A 26,027-nucleotide genomic window follows, 5' to 3' on the forward strand; every position below is an offset into this window, starting at 1 on the left:
ATTGCTAACAGCTCGCTACAGATAGCCAAGGCACAAATGTGGCGCTTTAGATAGTGTTACAACTGAACCAAGGGGTGGTGAACGGCCGATTGTTAGTTTCGTCAGACTACTAAGCACGTCACAGGCGCAGGTTTGCTGCCCCGTTTCCGGGGCATGCACACCGTTACCTTATGCCAAACATCTAGACGAGCAGCGCGCGCGCCTCGTCCGGTGACAGAGCCGCAGGACGTTCACAGGTGGTTGTCAGATCAACAAACCGCCGCTCCGCGCCTGCTTTTAGAATACTGGTCATCACGTCAACCGCGTGCACAGCCAAGTCGATGTTGCATCGGTACGCGCGACCCTCGGCGACGCCGGTTGCCATATCGGCCAGACCAGCACAGCGATAGTTCGCCAGATCATCCTGATTTGGCACGCCAAAGGGATGGTCCCAAGCAGGCAAGGCGCTGATTTCCTGGTCCTGCCCACCAATCTCGACCGTGCCACCAAAGAAATTCGGATCAGGGACAAAGATCGACCCGGTTTCACCGTAAAGTTCCATGTTCGCGTGCCGGTGTGCCCAGACATCCCAGCTGGCCCCCAATGTCACAGTGGCCCCATTTGCGAAATCAAGCAGCGCATGGATGTTTGTTGGGGTGTTGACCGGCACCTTTTCCCCCAAGCGATCCCCATTGCCGATGGTCCGTTCTGTGAATGTCGCGGTGACCAGCGATGTGACCGATTTTACCGGACCCAGAAGCTGGATCAGGTTCGTCACATAGTACGGCCCGATATCCAAGACCGGCCCCGCGCCGGGCTGATAAAAGAAGTCCGGGTTCGGGTGCCAGCTTTCCATGCCATGCCCCATGACGTGGCATGTCCCGCCAATGATTTTTCCCACATCGCCTGCATCAATCGCCGCGCGCGCCTGCTGGTGCGCCCCGCCCAGAAACGTATCCGGTGCCGACCCAATAGCAAGCCCTTTGGCCGCTGCCAGTTCGCGGAGTTCTTCGCCTTCTGCCAGCGTCAGGACCAAGGGTTTTTCCGAATAGGCGTGCTTGCCAGCCTGCAGGATTTGTCTGGTTACCGCAAAATGCACGTCCGGGATCGTCAGGTTCACGACTACATCGACGTCCGCTGCCCTTAGCAGATCCTCGACGGTTTCGGCCCGCACGTTATAGTCTGCCGCCCGCGCATGTGCGGCATCCATGTTGATGTCCGCCACTGCCACGAGTTTCAGCGCTTTGAACAAGGGGGCAAGCCCGAGATAGGAGGTTGAGATATTGCCGCATCCGATGATGCCAACGCCAAGCTGTGTCATAGTTTGTTTCCTTAGAAATTCTGAATGGATGCAAGACTACGTGTCGCAAAACGCACGTCATCTGCTGGGTTGTCATGTTCAACCACATAGTGATCGACACCTGCGGCCTTGAGTGCTGCGTGGACGCCGGCCCAATCCATGATCCCGTGTCCGACATCTGCCCAACCGTCTTCGTCGACGCATTCACCATCAGGGGCGATATCTTTGACATGCACTGCCGCTAACCGATCTGCATATTTATTGATCCAGGCCACCGGATCATGTCCGGCAACGCGCACCCAGCCCAAATCGAGTTCTAGTTTCATGGTCCCAGATGCAGCTGCGATCAGGTCAAGGGGCAGATCGCCCTGCGGCGTGGGCGTGCACTCGAAATCATGGTTATGCCAACCAAATTGAACGCCTTCAGTCTCAAGCCGCTTGCCCACCTCGGCCAACCGCTTACTAAATGCAATCCAGCCTTCGCTATCGGTTGGCCGCGCATCAGCCGCAACATAGGGCGCAAAGACCTTTTCGATCCCCAATGTCTTGATCGTGTCCAGCGTTCGTACAGGGTCATCTTCTATCATGTCCAACCCGATATGGCTGCTGGTCATCCGCAATCCGTTTGCATCAAGCTCTGCCTTGAGTGCTGCCACGTCACTGAACAGGCCGCCAAATCCTTCGACTTCGCGATAGCCCACTTTGGCCAACATTTGCACCGTCTTGGGCAGCGGTGGATGGTTGCGAGAGCAATATAGCTGATAAGAAATCCGGGGCATGAACAGCCTTTCTATGCGTAAGTGGCGCTGTGCAGATCGCGCAGCACAAAGGTGGGTGTGTCATCGGGATCACTAGCGGTGAAGGTGACTGTGCAATCCTCGCCGGGCAGTAGCGTGAACGCGTTTTGGTCAAATTGTCCGGGTACATCCGCCTCAACCGCAACAAATAACGCGAGGCTTTGGGCCGTGATCGTGATCTGATTGCCGGTGACCTGATGCGTCAGTTGCGGTGGCAGCAGGTCATAGTCTTTGTATGGACGCGGCGCGAAAATATCCGTATGCGCCGCGCCGTCGGGCAAGCACCAGCGGACGTGGAGCATTTCATCGGATCGCAAATCTGCGGCGTTGATCGTAAACAGATCCAATGCTGCCTGTTCCAAGGTGGCGGTTACTGCCCCAAGCTTGCGCAGCTTACCGGCCATAGTCACGGCATTGACCTCGATCATCACCTCTTGCGAGACGGGCACATCATTGATCCCCCGCAGCACAATTTGGTCGTTGAACGGCAGGGCGGTCACCAGCACGGGCGCATAGAATTCACGAGCCATGTGATGCAGCAGCTTCCAGTCGCCGCCGTGATCGAGCGACGCCCATGAACACACCGGCCATGTATCATTGAGCTGCCAGATCAAAGTTCCCATGCAATGCGGTTTCAGGCTGCGCCATTGGGTTACCGCTGTCTTGATCGCCACTCCTTGCTGGACCTGAGACAGATAGACAAAATCATCAAAGTGTTTGGGCCAGCGGAAATAGCGGAACATTGTCTCGGCAATGCGTGCATTGCCGCCTGCGTTTTTCTGGTGTGCCTCCAGAACCGGCGCCGCGATGTTTTGATCCTCGGGGGCGGCAAACCTGCGGATGGCGTTCATCGACGGATAGCTTTGGAAGCCGAATTCGGAACAGAACCGCGGTGCGACATCGCGGTAGTGATCAAAGTCGCGTCCTTCGTGCCAGACCGACCAGAAATGCATGTCGCCCGATCCGTCATTGTGCCAGGCATCGTTGAAATCCAGCGGGCCGGGTGACGGTGAAGATGGCCACCAAAGCGCGTCAGGGTCCACGGACTTTAGCGCCTGTTCAAGCATTCTGTTCAGCCGGTCGTAGTTCACTAGATAGCGGTCACGGTCGGCCCGCGTTTGTTCAAACCACGTTAGCGCACCGATCAGTTCGTTGTCACCACACCATAAGGCAAGGCAAGCGTGATGCTGCAATCGTTGAACGTTTTCAACGACTTCCGCGCGCACATTTTCAAGATAGTCGTCGTCTGACGGGTAGATATTGCACGCGAACATAAAGTCCTGCCAGACCATCAGACCCAGTTCGTCGCAGATATCGTAGAACCAATCGTCTTCGTATCGCCCGCCACCCCAGACGCGGATCATGTTCATGTTCGCGTCCAGCGCCGACTGTAAAAGGTCGCGGGTTTTGGCAGGTGTGATCTGGCCGGCAAGCGCGTCGGCGGGAATCCAATTGGCCCCTTTGGCAAACACATCCCGCCCGTTGACACGGAATTTGAAACCAAGCCCTGCCGCATCTTTTTCGGTGATCAGTTCCATCTTGCGCAGACCGATCCTGCGCGTCGAAATTGCAGGTCCTGCGGTCACTGACAGATCATAGAGCGGTTGATCACCCTGCCCTGCGGGCCACCAGATTTTTGGGTCTTTGATGTGTACGGAAAGCGTACATACGCCGTACATACACTGTACGTACACCGTATGCCCCGCAATCGTGGCCGAAACTTCGCCTTCAAAATTGGACACAGTCACCTTTATCGCAAGATGCACCCCGTCGCCGGTGTGATCCTGCGTGACCATAACCCCGTCTATGCGCGGCGCTGTCGCCTGCTCAATCCGCATATCGCCATAGATGCCAAAGGGTGCCAGCGCGATGTTCCAATCCCAACCATAATCGCATTGCGGCTTGCGCAGCAGATTGACGTTGGGGATTGGATTATTGCTCTCTTGGTAAGGCAAATAGAATGGCTGTGCGTCTTGCAGTTTCGCCGCATGTGCGATGGAATTTTTGAAGCTCACACGGATCGTGTTGGTCCCGGCTTTTGCGATTTTAGAAAGGCTGACCCGAAAGGTGCGAAAGGCGTTGTCGCACGTCAAAACGAGGGTGTCATTCACGACAACCTCAACAATCGTATCGACCCGGGACAACACCAGATCAACATCGGTATCGGTCAATTCAAACGTCCGGGTCGCAACCCAATCGCGCTCCGCGATCCAGCGCAGATTATATTCGTTGCGCCCCCAATAGGGATCAGGGATCAGCCCCGCATCATGTAGTGCGCTGATACCATCGGTGGGCAAATTGATCGGACAGGCATAGTCCCCACTGTCATCTGACAGGGACCATTCACCCGCCAAGTTGAGTGGCTTCACAAACGGTCCTCGGTTGCTTTGTCAAAGAGCGATGCGCGCGATGGATCAACACCAATTGCTATGGTCTCGCCTTGTTTGACGGTGGCTTGCCCGTCCATGCGGATGCGGAAATTATGCTGACCCAGTTGCGCATAAACGAGAGTGTCAGAACCCATTGGTTCGACCAGATCGACCTCAATCCTGAACTGGAGTGGCGCGTTTTTGACCAATTCGCCTGTCACCACGTGTTCTGGCCGGATACCGATCACCGCGGGACGATCAGCGGTTTGGGGGGCTGCGAAGTCGTATCCAGTCATTGGCATGACCATGTCGTCGACTTTGAAGGTCCCGCCTTCCAGATGACCTTCGAGGAAGTTCATCGACGGGCTGCCGATGAAATCAGCCACGTAGAGGTTGCGAGGTTGGTTGTAGATCTCATCCGGCGTGCCAAGCTGCATGATGGCCCCGCCTTTCATGACCGCGATCCGGTCGGCGAGCGTCATCGCTTCGACCTGATCATGCGTCACGTAGATCATCGTGTTTTGCAGCTGGTTGTGCAGGCGTTTCAACTCGACGCGCAGATCGACGCGCAGCTTGGCGTCAAGGTTCGAGAGCGGCTCATCAAACAGGAACACATCGACGTCCCGCACCAGTGCACGCCCAATCGCGACACGCTGGCGTTGGCCACCTGACAAAGCACCCGGTTTGCGATCCAGTAGCGGCCCGATTTGCAGGATTTCTGCTGCACGCGCGACCCGCTTCTCGATCTCATCCTTGGGGAGCTTGGCGTTCTTAAGCCCAAACGACAGGTTCCCCTTCACCGTCATCTGCGGATAGAGCGCATAGGATTGGAACACCATCCCGATGCCACGTTCTGACGGTTCAGCCCATGTGACGTTCTTGCCTTTGATGTGGATTTGGCCGTCGGTGACTTCGAGCAGACCCGCGATACAGTTCAGCAAGGTGGATTTGCCGCAACCGGACGAGCCGAGCAGCACAAGGAATTCGCCCTCGTTGATGTTCAGGTCAAGGTTTTGCAGAACCTTGACCGCCCCGAAGGCAAGATCGAGTTGTTTGATTTCTACGGAATAGCTCATCCTTTGACGGCCCCTGCTGCGATGCCCCGAACGAAAAGCTTACCGGATGCAAAATAGATAACGAGTGGCACAAGGCCGGTGAGAAGTGTGGCCGCCATATTGACGTTGTATTCCTTGATGCCCTGCACCGAGTTCACGATGTTATTTAGCTGGACCGTCATCGGATATGTCGCCGGTTTGGTGTAGATCACGCCGAAGAGAAAATCGTTCCAGATGCCGGTGACCTGCAAAATAATCGCCACCACAAAGATCGGCAGCGCCATCGGCAACATGATCTGAAAGTAAATCCGCCAGAACCCGGCCCCATCGACGCGAGCGGCTTTGAACAGCTCTTCGGGGACGGAGGCAAAGTAGTTGCGGAACAGAAGCGTCAGGATCGGCATCCCAAAGATCGTGTGCACCAGAACCAACCCACCCAGATCACCCATCAGACCGATTTCGCGCAGCAGGATCACGATAGGATAGATCATGGTTTGGTAGGGGATGAAGGCCCCAAGGATGAGGATGGTAAAGAACACCTCGGATCCTTTGAACCGCCAGTTTGATAGGGCGTAGCCGTTCACTGACGCAATCGCGATGGACAGCACCACGGATGGGATCAGGATATTGACCGAGTTCCAGAACCCCCGCGAAAGGCCGTCGCAGTTGACGCCCGTGCAGGCCTCTGACCATGCTTTGACCCACGGTTGGAACGTGACCTCTAGCGGCGGCCCAAAGACATTGCCAAGCCGGATTTCCGGCATCCCTTTGAGTGAGGTTACAACCATCACGTAAAGCGGCAGCAGATAGTACATACTGACCATGATCAGCGTGCCATAGAGGAAAATATTGGCACGGCTGAAGCGTTTCTTGGGCTTGGGGCCGCGCGGCCCTGTCAGTGCGATATCAGTCATGCTGTGTGTGCCCCTTGACGAAACGCAGATAGAAGGTGAGTGCGCCGGCGGCGATGGCAAAGCAGACCAACGCAAGCAACATCGACAAACCGAAGGACCATGTCACGACCACTGCAACGGCGGTGGCGAGCGTGATCAGCACAAGCGCCATCATGCCAAGGAAATGCAGGATGCGCATGCCTTTGCCGAATTCCAGATAGGCCCATGGGATCAGGATGATGATCACCGAGACCAGCATCATGGTGGAGGCCGCGAACCCCTGGCCCAAATTTTGCGCCCGGAACATATATTCGATCACGTATTTTGCCGGCACTTCAGAGCTGATCCCCGGCCCGCCGTTGGTTTGGGCGACGACCAGATCGTAAAGCTTGATGATGCCCGAAGCGATCAGAACCAGTGAGGTGATGAACACCGGCCGCATCATCGGGATCACGATGCGGATGTAGGTTTTTGCGGTGCCGATCCCGTCAACCCGAGCGGCTTTCCAGATGTCTTCGTCAATGCCGCGCAGGCCCGCCAGCATGATGCACATGATCAGCCCTGACCCTTGCCAGATACCTGCGATCAATAGGCCGAAAATGACGGTGTTGGGGTCGTTGAGAGGATCGAAGCTGAAGCTGGTCCAACCCCATTCCCGCACCAGATTTTGCAGACCCAGATCGGGGTTCAAAATCCACTGCCAAGCGATCCCGGTGACAACGAAGGACAGTGCAAAGGGATAGAGAAAAATCGTGCGAAACGCGCTTTCACCGCGGATTTTGCGGTCGAGCAATGCGGCCAGAATGAAACCAATCGTCAGCGTCAGGATAAGCGAGCAGATGCCATAGAGCGCGAGATTGGAGATAGAGATGAGCCAGCGCGGGGTATCCCACAGCCGCTCATATTGATCAAAGCCAACCCAGTTGAGTTTGGGCAAGAGTTTTGATCCCGAAAATGAATGGACCACGGTCCAGAGCGTGCCACCCACAAAGACCACCATTGCCGTCAGGATCATCGGGATCGAGGCGATTTTGGCCATTGGATTGCGGAAAAGGCGTATCGGACGTTTGGCCCCTTTGACGCTATCCAGCGCTCCGTCTTCTACCACTGACATGGTGGCTCCCCTTGTTTGGCGACTTGGCCTGACTGATGCGGACCTTTGCGCAGGCTCCAAACGGCCCACCTGACGGATCAGGCAGGCCGCTCGGGAGGCGAGTGGTATTAGTCGGCGGCTGCGATCAGGTCAGCATAGCGCGCTTGGGCATCTGCCGCTGGCATGTCGCCGGACCAGAACTCAGCCATCAGATCTTCGATCTGTGTCTGTGTATCTGCGGACAGCGATTGGTCGCCGGATGGCAGGATGCCCCCGTCAGCCAAAATGCCGAGGCCCTTTTGCATGCAGCCGTTGGCCGCTGCCATGTCAATGTCACCGCGCACTGGCAGGGAGCCTTTGGCGAGGTTGAATGACACTTGCACTTCGGGGGATATCAGGAGCGCGGCCAGTTCTTTCTGAGCCGCTGTGATTTCTGGATCATCGTTGGCGGGGAAGTAGAACGCGTCACCGCCAGTATCGAGAATTTCGTTCAGACCCAGGCCCGGCAGACAGGAATAGTCTTCGCCTTCGACCTGTTCAGCAACAGAGAATTCACCCTGCGCCCAGTCACCCATCAGCTGTGCGCCAGCCATGCCGGTAATGACCATGTTGGTCGCTTGGTTCCAGTCTTGCACGTTGCTATCGCGCGCCAGTTCACGGGCGTTAGCGACCGCTTCGAACACGGCTGTATACTCCGGGCCACGTGCAACGTCAGCGTTCTTGTTTACTGTGACTTCACGCCATGCATCTGTGCCAGCAACAGCGATGGTGATCGCACCAAACGCCAGATTTTGCTGCCAACCCTGCTGACCCATTGCGAGGGGGACCAATCCTGCTTCGGCCAGAGCCGGGGCAGATGCCACAAATTCGTTCCAGTCTGCAGGAACGGGCTGACCCGCCTTTTCATAGGCTTCGTGGCTGAGCCAGAGCCATTGCGCAGAGTGGATGTTGACAGGAACGCAATAGATGCGGCCATCAAGCGTGCAGCTGTCAAGCAACGAGGAAGGGTTGACGATATCCGCCCAACCACCCGCTTCGGCGACGTCTGTGAGGTCGAGCATCAGGCCGGCCTCGATCAATTCTTCGGCCTGTCGGCCGTGGTTCAGCTGGGTCGCACCCATTGGGTCACCGCCCAAGATGCGGCTGATAATAATGGGGCGCGCTGTCCCGCCGGACCCGGCGATTGCGCCATCAACCCATGTGTTTCCGGTTGCGTTCCATGCGTCCGCAAATTTGCCAACGGCTGCCGCTTCACCGCCGGATGTCCACCAATGCGTGACTTCCAGTTCAACAGCGGATGCCGCCGATGCGCTGACGATGGCCGTCGCCGCGAGTAGTTTTGTAGTGAGTTTCACGATTCTCTCCTCCCTGGTTCTAAATCGTTGTAGATGAGCCTATAACGATTTAGATTGACCTCGCAAGACAAATTAAGCAAACATTAACCACCACCGGCGATTGGCATTTAACGCTTTGTTCTAATGCTGTTTTTGATCCAAAGTCGCGACCAAAGGCACCCAAAAAACGGATGCCCAAACAGGAGAAACTTCGTCATGCCGGAACGCAAAGCACCTACTCGCCTTGCAGCCGCGCGCGCGCCGTCGGATGCCAAGCCGACGCTAAAGACCATTGCGCGCATGAGCGGCTTGGCAGTTCCGACTGTGTCGCGTGCACTGAACGACGCACCCGACATTGGCAGTGAAACCAAGAAGCTGATCCGCAAGATTGCGCATGAAATTGGCTATGTCCCAAACCGCGCTGGTGTGCGCCTACGGACCGGGCGCACGAATGTGATTAGTCTGGTGATGTCGACAGAGCATGATTTAATGAGCCATACCGCCCGTCTGATTGCATCCGTTGCAAGTGGCCTGCGCGACACGCCATTTCATCTGGTCGTCACACCGTTTTTCCCGGATCAAGACCCGATGGAGCCCGTCCGTTATATCGTGGAAACCGGATCCGCCGACGCCGTCATCATGAACCAGATCCAGGCCGAGGATCCGCGTGTGGCCTATCTGATGGACCGCAAGTTTCCTTTTGCGACCCACGGGCGGACGAACTGGGCCGATCAGCATGCCTATTATGATTTCGACAATGGCGCTTTTGGCAGTCTTGCCGTCAAACAGCTGGCAGCGCGCGGCCGCAAGAACATACATGTCGTCGCCCCGCCTGCCGCCCACAATTATGCGCAGCATATGATGGCCGGTGTTCTGGAAAGCGCAAAAGCAGCAGATGTGAATGTGACGATTGCGCAGAATATCACCAGCGATACCCCCAGCGCCGACGTCGTCGCGGACTTGCGTTCCCTGCTGCAAGAGCGCCCGGAAATTGACGGCGTCATCACGGCTTCAACCTCATCTGCGATGGCTGCGGTTGCCGCAGTGGAACAGCATGGCGCGCAGGTCGGTCAGCAGATTGATGTCTTTTCCAAAGAAGCGATGCCATTTCTGAAACTGTTTCGTGCGGATATTCTGACGATTGCAGAACAGGTTAATACGGCTGGCGATTTCTTGGCAAAGGCCGCTATTCAGGCCATTCGCAACCCCGACGACACCCCGATGCAAGCGCTGGAAGTCCCCTCTGATATCGTTTCTGCTTGATCAATCGACGCAACGCGCGTTGCATGATGAGGGCCATTGAGAGCCCCCACCAGCTATGCCTATCCTAACGCCCCGGGATGACACCGCGCTTTTCGCCTTTGCCTTCCCACGTTGCTAAAGCCTCCATCGCCTCTTCGGCGGTTTCGACAAAGCGGAACAGCTTCAGGTCATCGGCCGAGATGGTTCCTGCGTCAGCCAGCGCGTCCCAATTGATGATCTTTTCCCAAAAAGATTTCCCGAACAACAAGAACGGCACCTGTTCCATCCGTCCGGTCTGGATCAGGGTCAGCGCCTCGAATGTTTCGTCCAAAGTTCCAAAACCACCCGGAAACACACAGACGGCAGACGCGCGCATCAGGAAATGCATCTTGCGGATCGCAAAATAATGGAAGTTGAAGCAAAGCTCTGGCGTGACATATTCGTTTGGTGCCTGCTCATGCGGCAAAACGATATTGAGCCCGATAGAGCGCCCGCCGGCCTCTTGGGCGCCGCGGTTGCCCGCCTCCATCACGCCGGGACCGCCACCTGTGACGATCACATCATCTGTGCCGCCGGTTTCCAGCGACTTGGCTGTCATCATGTGCGCAAAGCGGCGCGCTTCTTCATAATATTGCGACAGGTCCGCCAGAGTTTGGGTGCGCGCACTGTCTTTCTTGGCGGGCTCTGGGATACGTGCGCCACCAAACAGAACGATAGTCGAATTGATGTCCGCCTCATTCATCAGCATTTCCGGCTTGAGAAGTTCCAACTGCAACCGTACCGGGCGCAATTCTTCGCGGCACATAAAGTTCTCGTCAGCAAAGGCCAGCGCATAAGAGGGCGCACGTGTTTGCGGTGTATCGGGGATATGGCTAGCCGCCTCGCGGTCTTGGTGGCTGTCGCGGAACGGGTGGTGACGGTTGTCTTTCATAAAATCGGTATCCTGCCTTGTTTGCGGCCAAGCTTGCCTGACCGGGCCCAAGATGCAATGCAAATACGCAGAAACGTGAGAGGACACGCCATGCTGTTGAAAACCCCAATTTGCGATTTTGGAGCCCCTGCCCCGGATTTTTCACTCGCGACGCCAGACGGGGTGACTCATTCCAGAGACAGCTTGATGGGTGAAAACGGGCTGTTGGTCGCCTTTATTTGCAACCATTGCCCCTATGTCATCGCAATCATCGAAAGGCTGGTAGCCGACATCCAAACCCTGCAAGCCGAAGGCATTGGCGTGGCCTGCATCATGTCGAATGATTGGGCGGCGTATCCCGCAGACAGTCCTGAGAATATGATGCGGTTTGCCGCGACCCATGGTCTGACCGCGCCCTTTCTGGTCGATGCGGATCAGTCGGTTGGTCAGGCGTACGGTGCCGTTTGCACGCCGGACTTTTTTGGTTACGACGCGCAGGGCGGATTGCAATACCGTGGCCGCATTGATGATGCCGGCATGGGTGATCCGTCCGGACGCACCCCGGAATTGGTCAATGGGATGCGTCTGATCGCTCAGACCGGGCATGGGCCGGAGATGCAAACACCCTCAATGGGATGTTCGATCAAGTGGCGTTGATTGATGCGCCCTGCCCCGCTAGAAGCCTCTGAAATCATCTGACCGGAGAGCCCCACCATGTCCAATGCCACCCTAGAGACCGCCATCGAAGCCGCGTGGGATGCCCGCGATACCATCAACACCGCCACGCAGGGTGAGGTCCGCGAAGCCATCGAGGACACGCTGAACGCTTTGGATAGTGGCAAGCTGCGCGTAGCGGAAAAGCTGGACGATGGCAGCTGGCATGTAAACCAATGGGCCAAGAAGGCGGTTTTGCTGTCCTTCCGCCTCAATGACATGGAGCCGATCTCTGGTGGCAACGGCGGAACAACCTGGTGGGACAAGGTGCCATCCAAATTTGACGGTTGGGGCGAAAACCAATGGCGCGACGCAGGCTTTCGCGCTGTTCCCGGCTCTATCGTGCGTCGCTCGGCTTATATCGCCAAGGACGTGGTGCTGATGCCTTCGTTTGTGAACCTTGGCGCCTATGTAGATGAAGGGTCTATGGTTGATGGCTGGGCCACTGTCGGGTCTTGCGCACAGATCGGCAAAAACGTGCATTTGTCCGGTGGTGTGGGTATCGGCGGCGTTTTGGAGCCAATGCAGGCGGGCCCAACGATCATCGAGGACAATTGCTTTATCGGGGCCCGGTCCGAGGTTGTCGAAGGCTGTATCGTGCGCGAGGGCTCTGTCCTTGGCATGGGTGTGTTCATCGGTCAATCGACCAAGATCGTCGACCGCGAAACCGGCGAGGTCATGTATGGCGAGGTACCCCCTTATTCGGTGGTGGTTGCAGGCTCTATGCCCAGCAAGAACAACATCAATCTGTATTGCGCTGTGATCGTGAAACGGGTGGATGAGAAGACCCGTTCGAAGACCGGCATCAATGATCTGCTGCGGGACTAAGTGATCATCAGCCGCATAGTCGCGCGCAAGCGTATTGCGGCTGGCGTGCGCCCGTCGTTCAAGGCGGCATGGCTGCCTGTCGCCGCAGATATCGTGATCATCTCAGTTTTGCTGGCCGCTCTGTTTTTGCCTGCCGTGACGCTGACCACGGTGATGAACCTGACGCTGTTCTGGCGTATCCTTGCGCTGATGCTGGTGATCTACGCGCCTTTGCAGATTGTCATCATCGTCTCGACGATCTGGGCGGTTCGATCGCGCTGGGAAGAGAAAGAGACCACATGACCAAGAAAGAAAGTCGCCAGCAGGTCTATACCCTGCTTGTCGAGGTGGGTCGCAACGCAGGCGACGGTCTGCCCGAAGAGGCCACGGGTGCGGCCCTGATGTGTTACGCCAGCGGCGTGGATGAAGCCGAAGCTGTCCGTGAAACAGTGGCGATCCTCAAGCAAGCCGATTTGGCCCCGCTGGATGTCTCCGGCTATGGCACCTTGGACGAGCGGCTGGCCGAGGGGCATGATATTTCGGACGATGAAAAAGCGCTGATGCAACGTGCCCGCGCAGAAAACAGCGTGATCGTCGCACAAATGACCCCGTTCTTTGACAAGGTCTAGGCGACGGGGGCCGTGATGGTAATCTTGCAAGACGCGTTACCCGATGCGCATACTACCGAAGCCCAACTGCCCGGCACGATGCCTTGCGGTGCAGATGACTGGTTGCGTGTCGACGACGCCTATGCCCGGCAGATGGCCTACCGCGCGCAATTGATGGCAGCACGTAAGGCTGCGGTCCTCTCTGAAGACACGGCCACCTTGGAAACCGGTCAGGAGATTCTGACCGAGGCGTTGAAAATACTGCCCAATCGGGGGTTTTTGGTGTCAGACAGCAGCGTCACGTGCCCGGACGCACGGACCGTCCCGATTGATTGGGATGCACCGCTGCACACACTCGGCCATCTGGTGCAGGAAGATATTTGCGTGCTGGAAAAGCGCGGGGCAGAGCATGTCATGACCAGCGCAGTTCTTTGCTTTCCGGCCAATTGGCGACTGGCCGAGAAAGTCAATCGCCCTTTGACCGGCATCCACGATCCGGTTGATGAATATGACGACAATATCGCCCGCCGTGTGCAACGCCTGTTTGATGGGGTGCAGGTCGGCAGGCCGCTCTGGCGATTTAACAAACTGCGCTATAGCGATGCGGACCTGCATCAACCCTACAAGAAGATGGATGGGCAGGAGACACCATTCACCCGCTCCGAGCGACAGTGCATCTTACGATTGCCACGCACCGACGCGGTTGTGTTTACGATCCACACCTTTGTTGTCAGCGCATAAATTGCATCCCCGGCCCCTTCCCGCTAGCCATGGGGCAAAGGAGACCTGATATGCCAACCGATCCCGTTGCCTTGACCGCCGACCTTGTGCGCTGTCCCTCCGTCACCCCCGAGGAAGGCGGCGCATTGGTGCTGCTGGAAGATTTGCTGGCCAAGGGCGGGTTTACCTGCACCCGCGTGGATCGTGGGGGTATTTCCAACCTTTATGCCCGCTGGGGCCGTCGGGGTGCCAATCGGACTTTTGGCTTTAACGGGCACACCGATGTTGTGCCGTTGGGGGATGAGGCCGCTTGGACGATGCCCCCTTTTGGGGCCGAGATTAAAGATGGTTATCTTTATGGGCGCGGGTCCACCGATATGAAATCTGGTGTCGCCGCCTTTGCCGCTGCGGCGATTGATTTTGTGAATGAGACCCCACCGGACGGCGCGGTCGTTCTTGCCATCACTGGCGATGAAGAGGCTGACGCCCTGGATGGTACCACCGCCTTGTTGGACTGGATGGATGCCAACAATGAAGCCATGACTGTCTGTCTGGTGGGCGAGCCGACCTGCCCGGATGTGATGGGTGAGGCGATGAAAATCGGACGTCGCGGGTCCATGACTGCGTTCTTTACGATCACTGGGCAGCAAGGCCATGCCGCCTATCCGCATCGTGCCAAGAACCCGATGCCTGCGATGGCGCGGCTGATGGATGTCTTGTCATCGCGCGCGCTGGATGAGGGCACAGATCATTTTGATCCGTCGTCCTTGCAGGTGCTGACCATCGATACCGGCAACCCGGCCACCAATGTGATCCCGTCGCAAAGCAAGGCCTGCGTGAACATCCGCTTCAACGACGCCCATGATAGCACAGGCCTGCAAACATGGATGCAGCAAGAGGCCAATCGTGTTGCACAGACGTTTGGCGTGCGGGTCGACATGCAGGTGAAAGTGTCCGGCGAAAGCTTTGTCACGCCGCCCGGAGAACTGTCTGATCTGGTAGCCTGCGCCGTCGAGGCCGAAACCGGACGTAAACCAGAATTGTCGACATCGGGTGGCACATCGGACGCACGGTTTGTCAAAGCCCATTGTCCAGTGGTCGAGTTCGGTCTGGTCGGAAAGACCATGCATCAGGTGGATGAGCGTGTCGCAGTGGACCAGATCGGCCAGTTGAAAGCCATCTATACGCGGATTTTGCAGGATTACTTTGCATGATCAAAGTTGTTACGGACTACGCGCCCTGCATTGCATTGCGCCGACGGGTGTTCATTGATGAACAAGGGATCGCAGAGGCGGATGAAATCGACGATTTTGATCCGGTGGGTGTGCACTTGCTGGCTACTGTCGAGGGCCGACCGGTGGGAACGGCCCGCATTCTGATGGATGGCTCTATCGGCAAGATTGGTCGGATTTGCGTGCTGCCTGAACAGCGCGGTACGGGTCTGGGTGCGGCTTTGGTGAATGCATCAATGGACTATCTGCGCGACCAATCTGGCACGACTCATGCCAAGCTGGGCGCGCAGGATCATGCTATCGGGTTCTATGCCCGCCTTGGCTTTGTCGCGACTGGCCCGTTTTATGATGACGCAGGCATCCCTCATCAGGACATGATCCGAGAGTTGTGATGACGCCCGCACGCGGTCGTGCTAGGCGGGGATCATGATACGTATTCCTTCCAAAGCCGAAATCCTGTCGTGGATTTCCGAACACCCCACCAAAGCCGCCAAACGCGACATCGCGAAGGCCTTTGGCATCAAAGGGGCCGCGCGTATTGACCTCAAACGCCTGCTCAAAGAGCTGGAAGAAGAAGGCAAGCTGACCAAGCGGCGCAGTTCCTACCGCGATGCCGAGGAGTTGCCGCCGGTGGCGGTGCTGGAAGTGGTTGGTGCTGATGGTGATGGCGATCTGTTTGCCCGCCCATTGGAATGGAAAGGCGAAGGGGCCGAGCCGCGCATCTTGATGATGCTGCGTTCGAGCGATCCCGCACTTGGGCCGGGCGACCGCATCCTGGGCCGCCTGACCGTCGACAAAACCGAAGACCACAGCCACACCGCCCGCATGATCCGCCGCATCGGCACGAACCCCCAGCGTATTCTGGGGGTGTTTCGGCAAGCGTCGGAAGGGGGCCGTGTCCTGCCCATCGACAAAGGGTCTGACAAGCAATGGACCGTCGCGGCGGGTGCCACGGGTGGCGCGAAAGATGGCGAATTGGTCGAGGCCGAGCAAGCCGGGCCAAAGGGCCGGATGGGCTTGCCCAAGGCGCGTATCGTCGCCCGATTGGGTGATCCAACAGAGCCGCGTGCAGTATCGCTGATTGCCATTCACCAGCACGGCATCCCCGATCATTTCCCCGATGAGGTTGTGGCAGAGGCGGATGCGGCCAAGCCCGCCGGTCTGAAAGGCCGCAAGGATTTGCGCGACCTTCCCCTTGTCACCATCGACCCGTGGGATGCGCGCGACCATGATGACGCTTGTTTCGTGGAGCCTGATCCTGACCCAAAGAACGCGGGTGGTTTCATCATCTGGGTCGCGATTGCCGATGTCGCCCACTATGTCACCCCCGGTTCGGAACTGGACCGTGAGGCGCGCAAGCGTGGCAACTCGACCTATTTCCCTGATCGTGTTGTGCCGATGCTGCCGGACCGTTTGTCTGGCGACCTATGCTCGCTGCACGAAGGTGTCGAGCGCGCCTGTCTCGCCGTGGCGATGCGCATTGATGCGGTGGGGAACAAGATTGACCATGTCTTTCATCGTGGTTTGATGAAATCTGCCGCCTCGCTGAACTACGAGGAAGTGCAAGAGGCCGTTGATGGCCGTCCAAATGACAAAGTTGCGCCGATGATGGATGACATCATCACGCCGCTTTACGATGCCTACGCCGCCTTGATGAAAGCGCGCGCCCAGCGCCAGCCGTTAGAGCTGGACCTGCCAGAGCGGCAGATCGTGCTGGATGATGCGGGTAAAGTGACTTCGGTGAATTACAAAGAGCGTCTGGATGCCCACCGCCTGATCGAAGAATTTATGGTGCTGGCGAATGTCGCTGCTGCTGAGACGTTGATCGCAAAGAAGTCGCCGCTGCTGTTCCGGGTGCATGAAGAACCTAGCCCCGAAAAGCTGGAGGCGCTGCGCGAGGTCGCGAATGCATCGGGCTTGGTTCTGGCCAAAGGGCAGGTTTTGAAAACCGCCCATCTGAATAAGCTGCTGAAAGGGGCCACTGGCACCGAAAATGATGAGCTGATCAACATTGCCACGCTGCGGTCGATGACGCAGGCCTATTACTTCCCCGAAAACTTCGGCCACTTTGGCCTCGCGCTCCGGGCTTATGCCCATTTCACCTCGCCCATCCGGCGCTATGCCGACCTGATCGTACACCGCGCCTTGGTCGCGTCGCATGGCTGGGGCGATGATGGGCTAAGCCCGTGGGATGTGGAGCATCTGACCGAGACCGCCAAGCAGATCAGCGATACGGAACGCCGGTCGATGACGGCAGAACGCGACACGACAGATCGCTATCTTGCAGCCTTCCTATCGGATCGGATCGGGGCGGAACTGACCGGGCGGATTAGCGGGATTGCGAAGTTCGGGGTCTTTGTGAAGCTGGATGAAACCGGGGCTGATGGGATGATCCCGATCCGCACGTTGGGACGCGAATATTTCCACTATGATGGGGACAGCCAGACCTTGATGGGGTCTGACAGCGGCATGGTGATTGGCCTGGGGCAGCGGGTGACCGTCAAACTGGCCGAGGCGGCCCCGGTAACAGGCGGGCTAATTGTTGAATTGCTGACACTGGAAGACCGGGTGATGCCGCGTGGGCCATCGCGCGGGCGGGGCAAGCCGCCAAAGCGCAAAGTTGGGTCAGCGCGCAAGAAGGCGGCGAAAACGGCGCGGAAGGTGAAACGGACGCGGAAGTAGGGAGGTAAATGACCGCTTGGAGCCCAAAGTTTCTTGACTGCTGCGGGATGGCGAACGGCAGCTTTATCAATTAACTCTTCAGCATGTTTTCTTCGTCTCGCTACAATCCACACCAACTCATTGTTCTCTTCGTGTGTGTAGGGATATTTGCGCTTGGCCAGTTTCACCGTGCGTCAGGAGGCGTGTTCACTCCAATCCTAATGGATCGGTTTGCGCTATCTGCTGCGACAATCGGTGGTTTGGTTTCGGCCATGTTCTTCGCCACTATCTTGGCGCAGGCACCCTTTGGTGTTGCACTGGACAAGAAGGGGCCACGTATTGTCCTGAGCCTTTGCATTTTGATTATCGCAATTGGGACTGCAATTTTTGCCTTCGCCAACAGCTTCGAAGGGATGCTTCTATCCAGAGTCTTAATCGGGATTGGGCTCGCCGCGATGGGGGCCGCAACGCACGTCATCATCGCACGGAACTTCACAAGCAATGACTTTGGTTATGTCAGTGGTTTGGTCGTGACACTTGGCGGGATTGGTGGGTTGCTTGGGACGTATCCTCTCGCCTTTGCACTTGAGCGAATGTCATGGCCAGTCATTTTTTCAGGCGTGGCTGCGACAACGCTTCTGCTCTCCCTTGTTGTATTTCGTTCCATAAAGTCTGGGACAACAGAGACAACACAAACCGATACGGATGCTGCCAAACAGGGGTTTCTCACGCTCCTATCCCAACCAGAGTTCCTGAGGATACTTGTGTTGGGTGCGGTAACATATGCGCCAATCACTGCCATCACCGGTCTGTGGGGAGGCCCCTACCTGCAAGACGCAATAGGACTTTCTCCAGAGCAGGCGGGTGGCGTTCTATTGCTCTTGTTCTCGGCCGCTATCGTCGCAGGATATGCTTTCGGGCTAATGGACCGGAGGGCCAAATCAAGAAAGCGCGTGATACTTACAGCCGTCTGCCTTTCCGGATCAATGCTTATCCTGCTGGCCGTTCTGAAAACATCCAGTCCAACAACCTCAATCACCCTCCTGTTGGCTATGGTCTTTCTCCAACAGTTCTATATCCCCCTAGGTGCACACATGCGACGGGCAGTTCCCGACCATATGCTTGGTCGAGCATCGACTTTGCTTTCGCTTGTTTCTGTAGCTGCAATCCCAGCCATGCAACTCGGCTTTGGTTCAGTCCTTGATGTTGCGGCCAATGCGGGATTTGACGTTGAAACCCAATACCGGATTGCTTTTGGTCTTATGGGGGCCCTCATACTTATATGCGGTTCTGTTTACATATTCTCAAAAAAAGTAGATGACATTCAATGAGGGAATCTGCGAAGCAGTCATTTGCGCAAACACAGCGAAATCACTCTTTGTCCGCTTAACCTTTTACCAAATGATACGTCAGCCCATGCCGGACCAGCAGCCTTAGCCGGTCTGTCACAATCTCATCGGGGTCTTTGAAGATCACGGCACGGTTCCCTTCGATCTTATCCTCATTGGGAAACGTCGCCGCATAGCTGCTGATGATATTGGTGCTGCAAGGCGCAAAGATCGCGGTGCCGCCGCCTTTGGCCATGCCGACACGCAGGGTCGTTCCTGATTTCGTCTCTGGTGTCAGATAGGCAGGTTGTCCCCATTTCAGGGTTTCTTCGATCTGGCCTGTCTCTGGGATGGTGCCCGCCACCTCAAAGATGAGATCACGCAATCTGAGTGCCATATCGCGTTCTGCTTTGGGGAAACCGGCAAAGACATTCGCCACTTTGTCGCTGGAAAAAGGATGTTTCATCACGATGCCGCCTTTCATGTCGCTGTCTCCGAGCTTACCGGCAAAAAGCCGCACCGTGAACAAGAGTTGATTACAGCCCGCGTCACTTTGCTATAACCTGAAGAAAAAACAGGAGGCGGAAATGAAACGCAGGCAATTCATGGCAACCGCAGTATCGGCGCTGACCGTGCCGCATCTGGCAGTGGCGCAAAGTGCGGGTTTTCAAAACTGGATCGCGCGGTTTCGGGGCCGTGCCCGGTCAGCAGGCATATCTGATCGCACGTTTGATGCGGCCTTCGCGAATGTCCGCTATCTGACCGATAGCGTAGAGCGTGACGGCAATCAGGCCGAGTTTGTCCGGCCTATGGCCGATTATCTGGCCACAGCCGTGTCGGATGCGCGCGTCAGCAATGGCCGCGAACAGGTCCAGCGTTATGCAACGCTCTTGTCCCAGATCGAGGCCCGCTTTGACGTGGAACCGCATGTAGTCGTGGCCTTTTGGGGGATGGAGAGCAACTATGGCGCGCGGCGCGGCGACACGCCTTTGATCTCGACCCTTGCGACATTGGCTTACGATGGACGGCGCGGCGCCTTTTTTGAGAACCAGCTGATTGCCGCGCTGAAAATCCTGCAAAACGGGGATGTTGCGCCGCGCAATATGACTGGATCATGGGCCGGTGCGATGGGACATACCCAGTTCATGCCAACGTCCTACGAGGCCTATGCTGTCGATTTCACCGGTGATGGACGACGCGACATCTGGTCCGACGATCCCAGTGATGCGTTGGCGTCAACGGCGGCCTATCTGCGGCAGTTCCGCTGGCGCAAGGGACAGCCTTGGGGTGTCGAAGTGCGCTTGCCATCAGGCTTTGACTTTAACCAAACCGGGCGCAGTGTGACCCGCGCCCCAACCGACTGGGGACGTCTTGGGGTGGTTGGCGTTGATGGGCAGCCTGTACCAAACTACGGAGATGCGACGCTCAGCACGCCGACAGGTGTCGGTGGACCTGCGTTTTTGTTGTTCCGCAACTACGACGTAATCAGTCGCTACAATAACGCAGAGGCGTATATTTTTGGCGTTGGACATCTGTCGGACCGCATTCGCGGTGCTGGCCCGTTCCAAACCCCGTTTCCGGCGGATGAGCGGCGATTGCGCCGTTCCGAGCGGCGCGAGTTGCAGCAACTGCTGACGAATGCCGGGTTCTCAACGCAAGGGGTCGATGGGCGGATTGGGCCGAATACGCGCAGCGCTATTCGCGCCTATCAACGCACCGTCGGCCTGCCGCCGGATGGTCATCCGTCAATGGCTTTATTGCAAAGGTTGCGGTGAGCAGGGCCCGCCCTGCATGCAGCTTGTGATCATGTCCAGGACCGCCTGACTTGGCTCTTCGAAGATCAGGCCGCCACATGGGGACGCTATCATAGTAACTGGCGGTTCGGTGGCGCGCACGAAATAGAGCGCATCCACACCGCTGCGTGCAGACCCACACCAGACACTGGCGCAGGTGATCTGCAAGATCACGTCGCTGTAGTAGTCATTGGTGAACCCTTGACGCGTCAGGCCTTTGCCCGCGAAACGCGCCGCGATTGGCGCGGGGTCAGCGCCCTGCTGTGACAAATCACGGACCGGCAGGTCGTCGGGATCAAAAGACAGCTGTCCATAAAGAACGAAGTAGCCGTCAGCCGAGGCCGCCACGTTCTGGAATGTCTGTATCGGATCGGGCCGCATGCAGCTAAGGGCCTGTGCTTGTGCACTGACAGTTGCAAGAGCGGCGGCTAACAGAAGAGGTTTCACAGGGCGGCTCCGAATTCTTCGAGGACCTGTTCATACACGACGCGCTTGAATGGGACAATGCTGGCCACGAGTTTATCGGGCGCCATCCATTGCCATGCTGTGAACTCTGGTGTCTCTGTCTCAAGGTTGATCTGGCTGTCCAGTCCGTGGAACCGCATCAGATACCACTTCTGCTCTTGTCCGCGATACCGGCCCTTCCAAATGTTCGGCACCAGCTCATGCGGCAGATCATAGCGAATGAGCCCCATGCTTTCAGCCTCGATCGTGACCAGATTGGGGGGTACGCTGGTTTCTTCTTCCAATTCGCGAAGTGCAGCATCGCGGGTCTTTTCGCCTTTATCAACGCCACCTTGCGGCATCTGCCACGCATCTGTGTCGCGGTCTTTGCGTTGGGCCACGAAGACATGCCCGCGCGGATTGACCATCATAATGCCCACGCACGGGCGGTAGGGAAGTTCGGAAATTTCTTGGGGTGTCATGAATGGGCCTTGGTGTTTCATTGGGCGTCCCTTGCTGCAGTGACCCAAGTTTATGCGCGATGCCAGCAGTTATGCGATAACAAGTCGGGTTTCATGCCGGATACGGGCCGCGATCCAACGCAGATGATCGGGCCTTAACGCCACACATCCGGCCGTCGGGCGACCCGGCCCGCGCCACGCGTGGATAAAAATCGCGGAGCCCCGGCCCTTGACCGCATAAGGCCAGTTCCAATCGGTCAGAATGACAAGGTCATACATCGGGTCTGCACGGCGCAAAAGCTCATGTTTAAAGGCATGCGGGGCGCGTACCATCATGTTGTAGTCGGGGTCTTTTATGTCATCTGACCACAGGTCAAATGGGCCGATTGGCAGGGCCCAATCCGCGGGTTTTGCCATGCGATCAGCCCGGTAAAGCATGCCCACAAGACGGTGGGTACCCCGTGGTGTTGCACCATCCCCTTCGGCCTTACGTGAAGTCAAACCACCCCGCCCAATCGTGCAGGGAAAACGCCTGTTCATAAACCGCAAATGGGTCGGTGTGAGGACAAGGTCGGTGTGTTTCATATTGCCGGATAAACCATAGTTTATGTTTGTGAGAGCGTCCCAACCGCCCGTTTCAAATGGCGCCTGCTTCATGTGGCGACGCCCGGAGACTAAAGCAAATGGCCTGACTTCGCGGCCTTCGTTGCCAGATACGCGTGGTTATGTTGGTTTTCGCCCACTTTCAGTGGCACGCGTTCTTTTACGTCAATTCCACAGGCACCCATCTTGGCGACTTTGGCGGGGTTGTTGGTCAACAGTCTGACCGCAGAAAAACCCATTCGCTTCAAAATCTCGGCGCCGATCCTGAAATCGCGTTCATCATCGGCAAATCCAAGCCGGTGGTTCGCCTCGACCGTATCAAACCCCTGATCCTGTAGGGAATAGGCGCGCATCTTGTTGGCAAGCCCGATGCCGCGCCCTTCTTGGTTGAGATATAGCAGGACCCCTGCCCCTTCGGTTCCCATTTGCGCCAGCGCGCCGCGCAACTGCGGGCCGCAGTCGCATTTCAGCGATCCCAGCAAGTCACCTGTGAAACAGGCCGAATGTAACCGCGACAGGACCGGCTTTGCGCGGTCTGGCTGGCCGATCTCGACCGCGTAATGCTCTTCCGCGCCATCATCGGGGCGAAAGATGTGCAAACGGCCGGCCTCGGACACATCCAACGGCAACCGCGCAGAGATGATCGGGTTTAATGGGCTTAGCCCGGTATCGAGCACAGCGTTCGCTGGAATGAGTGTCAGGTTGTTTTGCTTGGCGAACTGCACCGCGTTGTCCAAGTGCAGGACGATCACAGCAGGCAAAAGACGCGCGGCCTTGACCAATGCAATCGCCGCACGATGCAGATCTGCAGCGCCTTCGCGGACCGATTGTAGCGGGCCCTTCATCGGTGCGCGCAGGTCATCGGCTGGATCCGCAATGGCCCGCACCCAATTTAACGTCGCATCTGGTGGAAGAACAATGCGCGCGATGTCGCCATCGTAAGCGCGTGCCTTCAGCGTATCGGCCCGCCACCCTGTGACGGCCAAAACAGGGGCGCCGCCCAAAGTGCGCAAATCGGCGAGCCGGGCTGCGTCCAGCGTCTCGGCTGCCAAAACTACTGCGCCACCGTCCAGCACAATTGGCACGCCCATGCGCAAATCTGCGCGGGCGCGGGCCAGTCTTTCTGTAATGTCCGGGGCGAATGCCATGCGTCTCAGCCTCTGATTTGTTTCAATTCATATCCGTTTGCGCGCGAAAGTGAAACATTTGCACGACAAATCACACGTCCGTGTGAAACTGCGAATGGATTGGTTGTTTGAAACGTAAACAGAGCACAAATCTAATCACGTAACGAAGGAGGATGTCATGGGACAACTCAAGAAGATTCTACTGGTCGACGACGACGACGACCTGCGCGAAGCACTTGGTGAGCAATTGCTGATGACCGAAGACTTTGACGTCTTTGAGGCAGACGATGGTGCGAGCGCCATGGTGAAAGCCAAGGAAGGTCTCTACGATCTGATGATCCTTGATGTGGGCCTGCCTGACACGGATGGCCGCGAGCTTTGCCGTGTGATGCGCAAGCAGGGTGTGAAGTGCCCGATCGTGATGTTGACCGCGCAAGACAGCGATGCTGATACCATTTATGGTCTGGACGCTGGCGCAAACGATTACATCAGTAAGCCGTTCAAATTCCCCGTTCTTTTGGCGCGTGTCCGCAGCCAGTTGCGCACCCATGAACAGTCCGAAGACGCTGTTTTCCAGCTTGGGCCGTATACGTTCAAACCAGCCCAAAAGCTGCTTGTGACAGAGGACGAAAAGAAGGTTCGCCTGACCGAAAAAGAGACGAATATCCTGAAGTTTCTCTATCGTGCGACCGAAGGTGTCGTCGCCCGTGATGTGCTCTTGCACGAGGTTTGGGGCTATAATGCCGGCGTGACCACGCACACATTAGAGACACATATTTACCGTCTTCGTCAAAAAATAGAACCAGATCCGTCAAATGCGCGCCTTCTTGTGACCGAATCCGGTGGCTATAGATTAGTGGCGTAGAAGTACTCCTCCCGGTGATCAGGCCCCTCCCTGTCGGGTCACCGGGCTCCCAAGAATCCCGCCGGAGATCGGGTTATATCTCCACCTCCCTGTTGGACTTGCCCGGACCTTGTGTCCGGGCTTTTTTTTGGCTCTGGCTATTTGGAACCGAGCGCTTACTTACTTGTATGACATCACAAGGGAGAGTTCCGATGAAAGCAGCAAAAGATTTTATGGACGAAGCGAACGCCGTTGTCCCGCGGATGAGCGCCGAAGACGCGGTTGCCAAATACAATGCCGGTGGCGGTGTATTTGTTGATGTGCGCGATAGTGGTGCGATTGCAAAGACCGGTACAATCAAGGGCGCGCATCGCATCGCGCGCGGCATGATGGAATTTGTCGCAGATCCCGCGACGCCGTTTCACAACGACGCGCTACAAAAAGGCGCCCATCTTTATCTGATCTGCGGTGCGGGTGGGCAGGCCGCTCTTGCTGGCAAGACGCTCAAGGACATGGGTTTCGCACATGTGACCAACATCGGTGGCTTTGGCGATTGGAAAGAGGCAGGCGGCCCGGTCGAAGACTAGCCCAGCGCCTGATCCCAATCGGCGATCAAGTCACCGATATCCTCGATCCCGACAGACACACGGATCAGGTTTTCCGGAATGCCGGTGTGCGGTTCAATCGTGTGCCGGTGTTCCACCAGGCTTTCCACGCCGCCAAGTGACGTGGCACGCAAGAAAAGCTGCAGGTTCCCGACAACGCGCAGCGCGTCGGCACCATCCCCCTTGACCAAAACCGAAAGCAGACTGCCAAAGCCGCCCTGCATCTGCCGTTGTGCAACGTCAAACCCGGGATGCGATGGCAGGCCGGGATAAAACACATCCGCAACCGCCGGATGCGCCAACAGGTGCGCGGCCAGCGCTTGGGCGTTTTGTGACATCCGCTCGACCCGCAGGGGCAGGGTGCGCATGGCACGCGTCAGCATCCACGCCTCAAACGGGCCAAGGATTGCACCGGCCATTTTCCTGTCCGTGCGGATCATATCCCAGATTTCAGTGTTTTTCGTCCGGGCCGACAGCACCCCGGCAAGCACATCGGAATGACCATTGATCGCCTTGGTCGCTGAATGCATCACGATGTCAGCTCCGTGGTTGAGCGCCCGGGTCAGGATTGGGGTAGCCGCTGTACCATCAACGACCAATGCCGCTGTCGTAGCATCCGCGACAGCGCGCAGGTCAACCGTCTTGAGCCACGGATTTGAAGGGGTTTCTACAAAAACCAAGTCAGCCGCCTGTCCCTGACATGTCGCGACCAAATCATCCGCATCAACTTCGATCAGTGTGATGCTGCGCCGCGCGCAGAAATCCCTGACCCACGCCGTCGTGCCCCAATAGATGCCGGACTGCAGGATCGCGGTGCCGCCATTTGGCAGGGTCCGAAACACAGCTGCTATCGCTGCCATGCCAGATGGGAACAGAAACGTCTCTTCTGCGCCTTCCAGCGCGCGTAACACTTCTTCTGCCTGACGCAGATTATCGGAGTCCGCGCGTGAATAAATATTGTCAGGCCTTATCAACTGATAGTCTTCATCCCGGAGATATGTCGTCGAAGGCTGCAATGCAGGCACGACGCCGCCTGATTGCGGATCAAGTGCGCCAGCCGCATGTGCGGCAAGGGTAGCCGGTTTCAATGTCTTATCCATGCTGCTTT

Annotated in this window: 26 protein-coding genes and 1 pseudogene; 13 read left to right on the top strand and 14 right to left on the bottom strand. The window is 57.0% G+C overall.

Translation table 11 applies throughout. The features are described 5' to 3' along the window. Nucleotides 1–181 precede the first annotated feature (181 nt). From ACZ1G5_RS05805 to ACZ1G5_RS05835, 7 genes and pseudogenes are all read right to left on the bottom strand, one after another. Entirely contained in the window at nt 182–1,300 is a 1,119-nt protein-coding gene (locus ACZ1G5_RS05805) for a Gfo/Idh/MocA family protein (RefSeq protein WP_472731946.1), read from the bottom strand. An 11-nt stretch (nt 1,301–1,311) separates the two neighbouring features. Further along, nucleotides 1,312–2,058 carry a sugar phosphate isomerase/epimerase family protein gene (locus tag ACZ1G5_RS05810; RefSeq protein ID WP_472731947.1) on the bottom strand — a complete coding sequence of 249 codons (747 nt, stop codon included), beginning with the start codon at nt 2,056–2,058 and terminating at the stop codon, nt 1,312–1,314. 11 nt (nt 2,059–2,069) lie between these two features. Further along, entirely contained in the window at nt 2,070–4,445 is a 2,376-nt protein-coding gene (locus ACZ1G5_RS05815) for a beta-mannosidase (protein WP_472731948.1), read from the bottom strand. Beyond that, the gene (locus tag ACZ1G5_RS05820; protein ID WP_472731949.1) at nt 4,442–5,521 is read right to left on the bottom strand and encodes an ABC transporter ATP-binding protein; all 1,080 of its coding nucleotides are present in this window, start codon (nt 5,519–5,521) and stop codon (nt 4,442–4,444) included. Before ACZ1G5_RS05820 ends, ACZ1G5_RS05815 begins: the two co-directional genes overlap by 4 nt. Beyond that, a complete protein-coding gene (locus tag ACZ1G5_RS05825) occupies nt 5,518–6,414 on the bottom strand; it encodes a carbohydrate ABC transporter permease (protein WP_472731950.1) in 897 nt (298 codons plus the stop codon). Before ACZ1G5_RS05825 ends, ACZ1G5_RS05820 begins: the two co-directional genes overlap by 4 nt. Nucleotides 6,415–6,598: 184 nt before the next feature. Further along, nucleotides 6,599–7,432: pseudogene (locus ACZ1G5_RS05830) on the bottom strand (carbohydrate ABC transporter permease); the annotation flags it as partial. 182 nt (nt 7,433–7,614) lie between these two features. Then, complete coding sequence (locus tag ACZ1G5_RS05835) at nt 7,615–8,841, bottom strand: ABC transporter substrate-binding protein (RefSeq protein WP_472731951.1); 1,227 nt, start codon at nt 8,839–8,841, stop codon at nt 7,615–7,617. Between the two features lie 195 nt (nt 8,842–9,036). Here ACZ1G5_RS05835 and ACZ1G5_RS05840 point away from each other — a divergent pair, with 195 nt between their 5' ends. After that, nucleotides 9,037–10,083 carry a LacI family transcriptional regulator gene (locus ACZ1G5_RS05840; protein ID WP_472731952.1) on the top strand — a complete coding sequence of 349 codons (1,047 nt, stop codon included), beginning with the start codon at nt 9,037–9,039 and terminating at the stop codon, nt 10,081–10,083. 64 nt (nt 10,084–10,147) lie between these two features. On the opposite strand, the gene ACZ1G5_RS05845 is transcribed toward ACZ1G5_RS05840, so the two are convergent. Further along, complete coding sequence (locus ACZ1G5_RS05845; protein ID WP_472731953.1) at nt 10,148–10,993, bottom strand: LOG family protein; 846 nt, start codon at nt 10,991–10,993, stop codon at nt 10,148–10,150. A gap of 90 nt (nt 10,994–11,083) precedes the next feature. Here ACZ1G5_RS05845 and ACZ1G5_RS05850 point away from each other — a divergent pair, with 90 nt between their 5' ends. From ACZ1G5_RS05850 to ACZ1G5_RS05890, 9 genes are all read left to right on the top strand, one after another. Further along, nucleotides 11,084–11,629: a thioredoxin family protein gene (locus tag ACZ1G5_RS05850; RefSeq protein ID WP_472731954.1), complete on the top strand. Its 546-nt coding sequence runs from the start codon at nt 11,084–11,086 to the stop codon at nt 11,627–11,629. Nucleotides 11,630–11,686: 57 nt separating this feature from the next. Next, nucleotides 11,687–12,514 (top strand): 2,3,4,5-tetrahydropyridine-2,6-dicarboxylate N-succinyltransferase, encoded by an 828-nt coding sequence (gene dapD, locus ACZ1G5_RS05855; protein WP_472731955.1) that lies wholly within the window; start codon nt 11,687–11,689, stop codon nt 12,512–12,514. Beyond that, the gene (locus ACZ1G5_RS05860) at nt 12,515–12,796 is read left to right on the top strand and encodes a hypothetical protein (RefSeq protein WP_472731956.1); all 282 of its coding nucleotides are present in this window, start codon (nt 12,515–12,517) and stop codon (nt 12,794–12,796) included. Continuing rightward, on the top strand, nt 12,793–13,122 hold the full coding sequence (locus ACZ1G5_RS05865) for a hypothetical protein (RefSeq protein ID WP_472731957.1): 330 nt from the start codon (nt 12,793–12,795) through the stop codon (nt 13,120–13,122). Before ACZ1G5_RS05860 ends, ACZ1G5_RS05865 begins: the two co-directional genes overlap by 4 nt. A 15-nt stretch (nt 13,123–13,137) precedes the next feature. Beyond that, the gene (locus tag ACZ1G5_RS05870) at nt 13,138–13,842 is read left to right on the top strand and encodes a heme-dependent oxidative N-demethylase family protein (protein ID WP_472731958.1); all 705 of its coding nucleotides are present in this window, start codon (nt 13,138–13,140) and stop codon (nt 13,840–13,842) included. A 50-nt stretch (nt 13,843–13,892) separates the two neighbouring features. Beyond that, nucleotides 13,893–15,035 (top strand): succinyl-diaminopimelate desuccinylase, encoded by a 1,143-nt coding sequence (gene dapE / locus ACZ1G5_RS05875; RefSeq protein ID WP_472731959.1) that lies wholly within the window; start codon nt 13,893–13,895, stop codon nt 15,033–15,035. Next, complete coding sequence (locus ACZ1G5_RS05880; protein WP_472731960.1) at nt 15,032–15,445, top strand: GNAT family N-acetyltransferase; 414 nt, start codon at nt 15,032–15,034, stop codon at nt 15,443–15,445. The genes dapE and ACZ1G5_RS05880 overlap by 4 nt, the downstream gene beginning before the upstream one ends. 34 nt (nt 15,446–15,479) lie before the next feature. Then, nucleotides 15,480–17,735, top strand: a complete 2,256-nt coding sequence (gene rnr / locus ACZ1G5_RS05885; protein WP_472731961.1) for a ribonuclease R — start codon at nt 15,480–15,482, stop codon at nt 17,733–17,735. An 83-nt stretch (nt 17,736–17,818) separates the two neighbouring features. Then, nucleotides 17,819–19,045, top strand: coding sequence for an MFS transporter (locus ACZ1G5_RS05890; RefSeq protein WP_472731962.1), 1,227 nt, complete (start codon nt 17,819–17,821; stop codon nt 19,043–19,045). 55 nt (nt 19,046–19,100) lie between these two features. Here the strand turns inward: ACZ1G5_RS05890 and ACZ1G5_RS05895 are convergent, their stop codons facing one another. After that, nucleotides 19,101–19,508 carry a DUF1801 domain-containing protein gene (locus ACZ1G5_RS05895; protein ID WP_472731963.1) on the bottom strand — a complete coding sequence of 136 codons (408 nt, stop codon included), beginning with the start codon at nt 19,506–19,508 and terminating at the stop codon, nt 19,101–19,103. 121 nt (nt 19,509–19,629) lie between these two features. Between ACZ1G5_RS05895 and ACZ1G5_RS05900 the strand changes: the two genes are divergently transcribed. After that, the gene (locus ACZ1G5_RS05900; protein WP_472731964.1) at nt 19,630–20,817 is read left to right on the top strand and encodes a lytic murein transglycosylase; all 1,188 of its coding nucleotides are present in this window, start codon (nt 19,630–19,632) and stop codon (nt 20,815–20,817) included. On the opposite strand, the gene ACZ1G5_RS05905 is transcribed toward ACZ1G5_RS05900, so the two are convergent. The 4 genes from ACZ1G5_RS05905 to ribA form a co-directional block, all read right to left on the bottom strand. Beyond that, on the bottom strand, nt 20,797–21,282 hold the full coding sequence (locus ACZ1G5_RS05905) for a hypothetical protein (RefSeq protein WP_472731965.1): 486 nt from the start codon (nt 21,280–21,282) through the stop codon (nt 20,797–20,799). The genes ACZ1G5_RS05900 and ACZ1G5_RS05905 overlap by 21 nt on opposite strands. Then, nucleotides 21,279–21,782, bottom strand: coding sequence for an RNA pyrophosphohydrolase (locus tag ACZ1G5_RS05910; RefSeq protein WP_472731966.1), 504 nt, complete (start codon nt 21,780–21,782; stop codon nt 21,279–21,281). Before ACZ1G5_RS05910 ends, ACZ1G5_RS05905 begins: the two co-directional genes overlap by 4 nt. A gap of 48 nt (nt 21,783–21,830) precedes the next feature. Then, complete coding sequence (locus tag ACZ1G5_RS05915; protein WP_472734283.1) at nt 21,831–22,325, bottom strand: L,D-transpeptidase family protein; 495 nt, start codon at nt 22,323–22,325, stop codon at nt 21,831–21,833. A gap of 89 nt (nt 22,326–22,414) precedes the next feature. Next, a complete protein-coding gene (gene ribA, locus ACZ1G5_RS05920; RefSeq protein ID WP_472731967.1) occupies nt 22,415–23,491 on the bottom strand; it encodes a GTP cyclohydrolase II in 1,077 nt (358 codons plus the stop codon). 157 nt (nt 23,492–23,648) lie between these two features. On the opposite strand from ribA, the gene ACZ1G5_RS05925 reads away from it, so the two are divergent. Together ACZ1G5_RS05925 and ACZ1G5_RS05930 are read left to right on the top strand one after the other, a co-directional pair. Beyond that, the gene (locus ACZ1G5_RS05925; RefSeq protein WP_472731968.1) at nt 23,649–24,335 is read left to right on the top strand and encodes a response regulator transcription factor; all 687 of its coding nucleotides are present in this window, start codon (nt 23,649–23,651) and stop codon (nt 24,333–24,335) included. 191 nt (nt 24,336–24,526) lie between these two features. Further along, a complete protein-coding gene (locus ACZ1G5_RS05930) occupies nt 24,527–24,901 on the top strand; it encodes a rhodanese-like domain-containing protein (protein ID WP_472731969.1) in 375 nt (124 codons plus the stop codon). Here ACZ1G5_RS05930 and ACZ1G5_RS05935 read toward each other — a convergent pair. After that, on the bottom strand, nt 24,898–26,019 hold the full coding sequence (locus tag ACZ1G5_RS05935) for a trans-sulfuration enzyme family protein (protein ID WP_472731970.1): 1,122 nt from the start codon (nt 26,017–26,019) through the stop codon (nt 24,898–24,900). The two genes, ACZ1G5_RS05930 and ACZ1G5_RS05935, sit on opposite strands and share 4 nt — an antisense overlap. Between the last annotated feature and the right edge of the window lie 8 nt (nt 26,020–26,027).

The organism is Yoonia sp. JB2-21 (assembly GCF_055693545.1).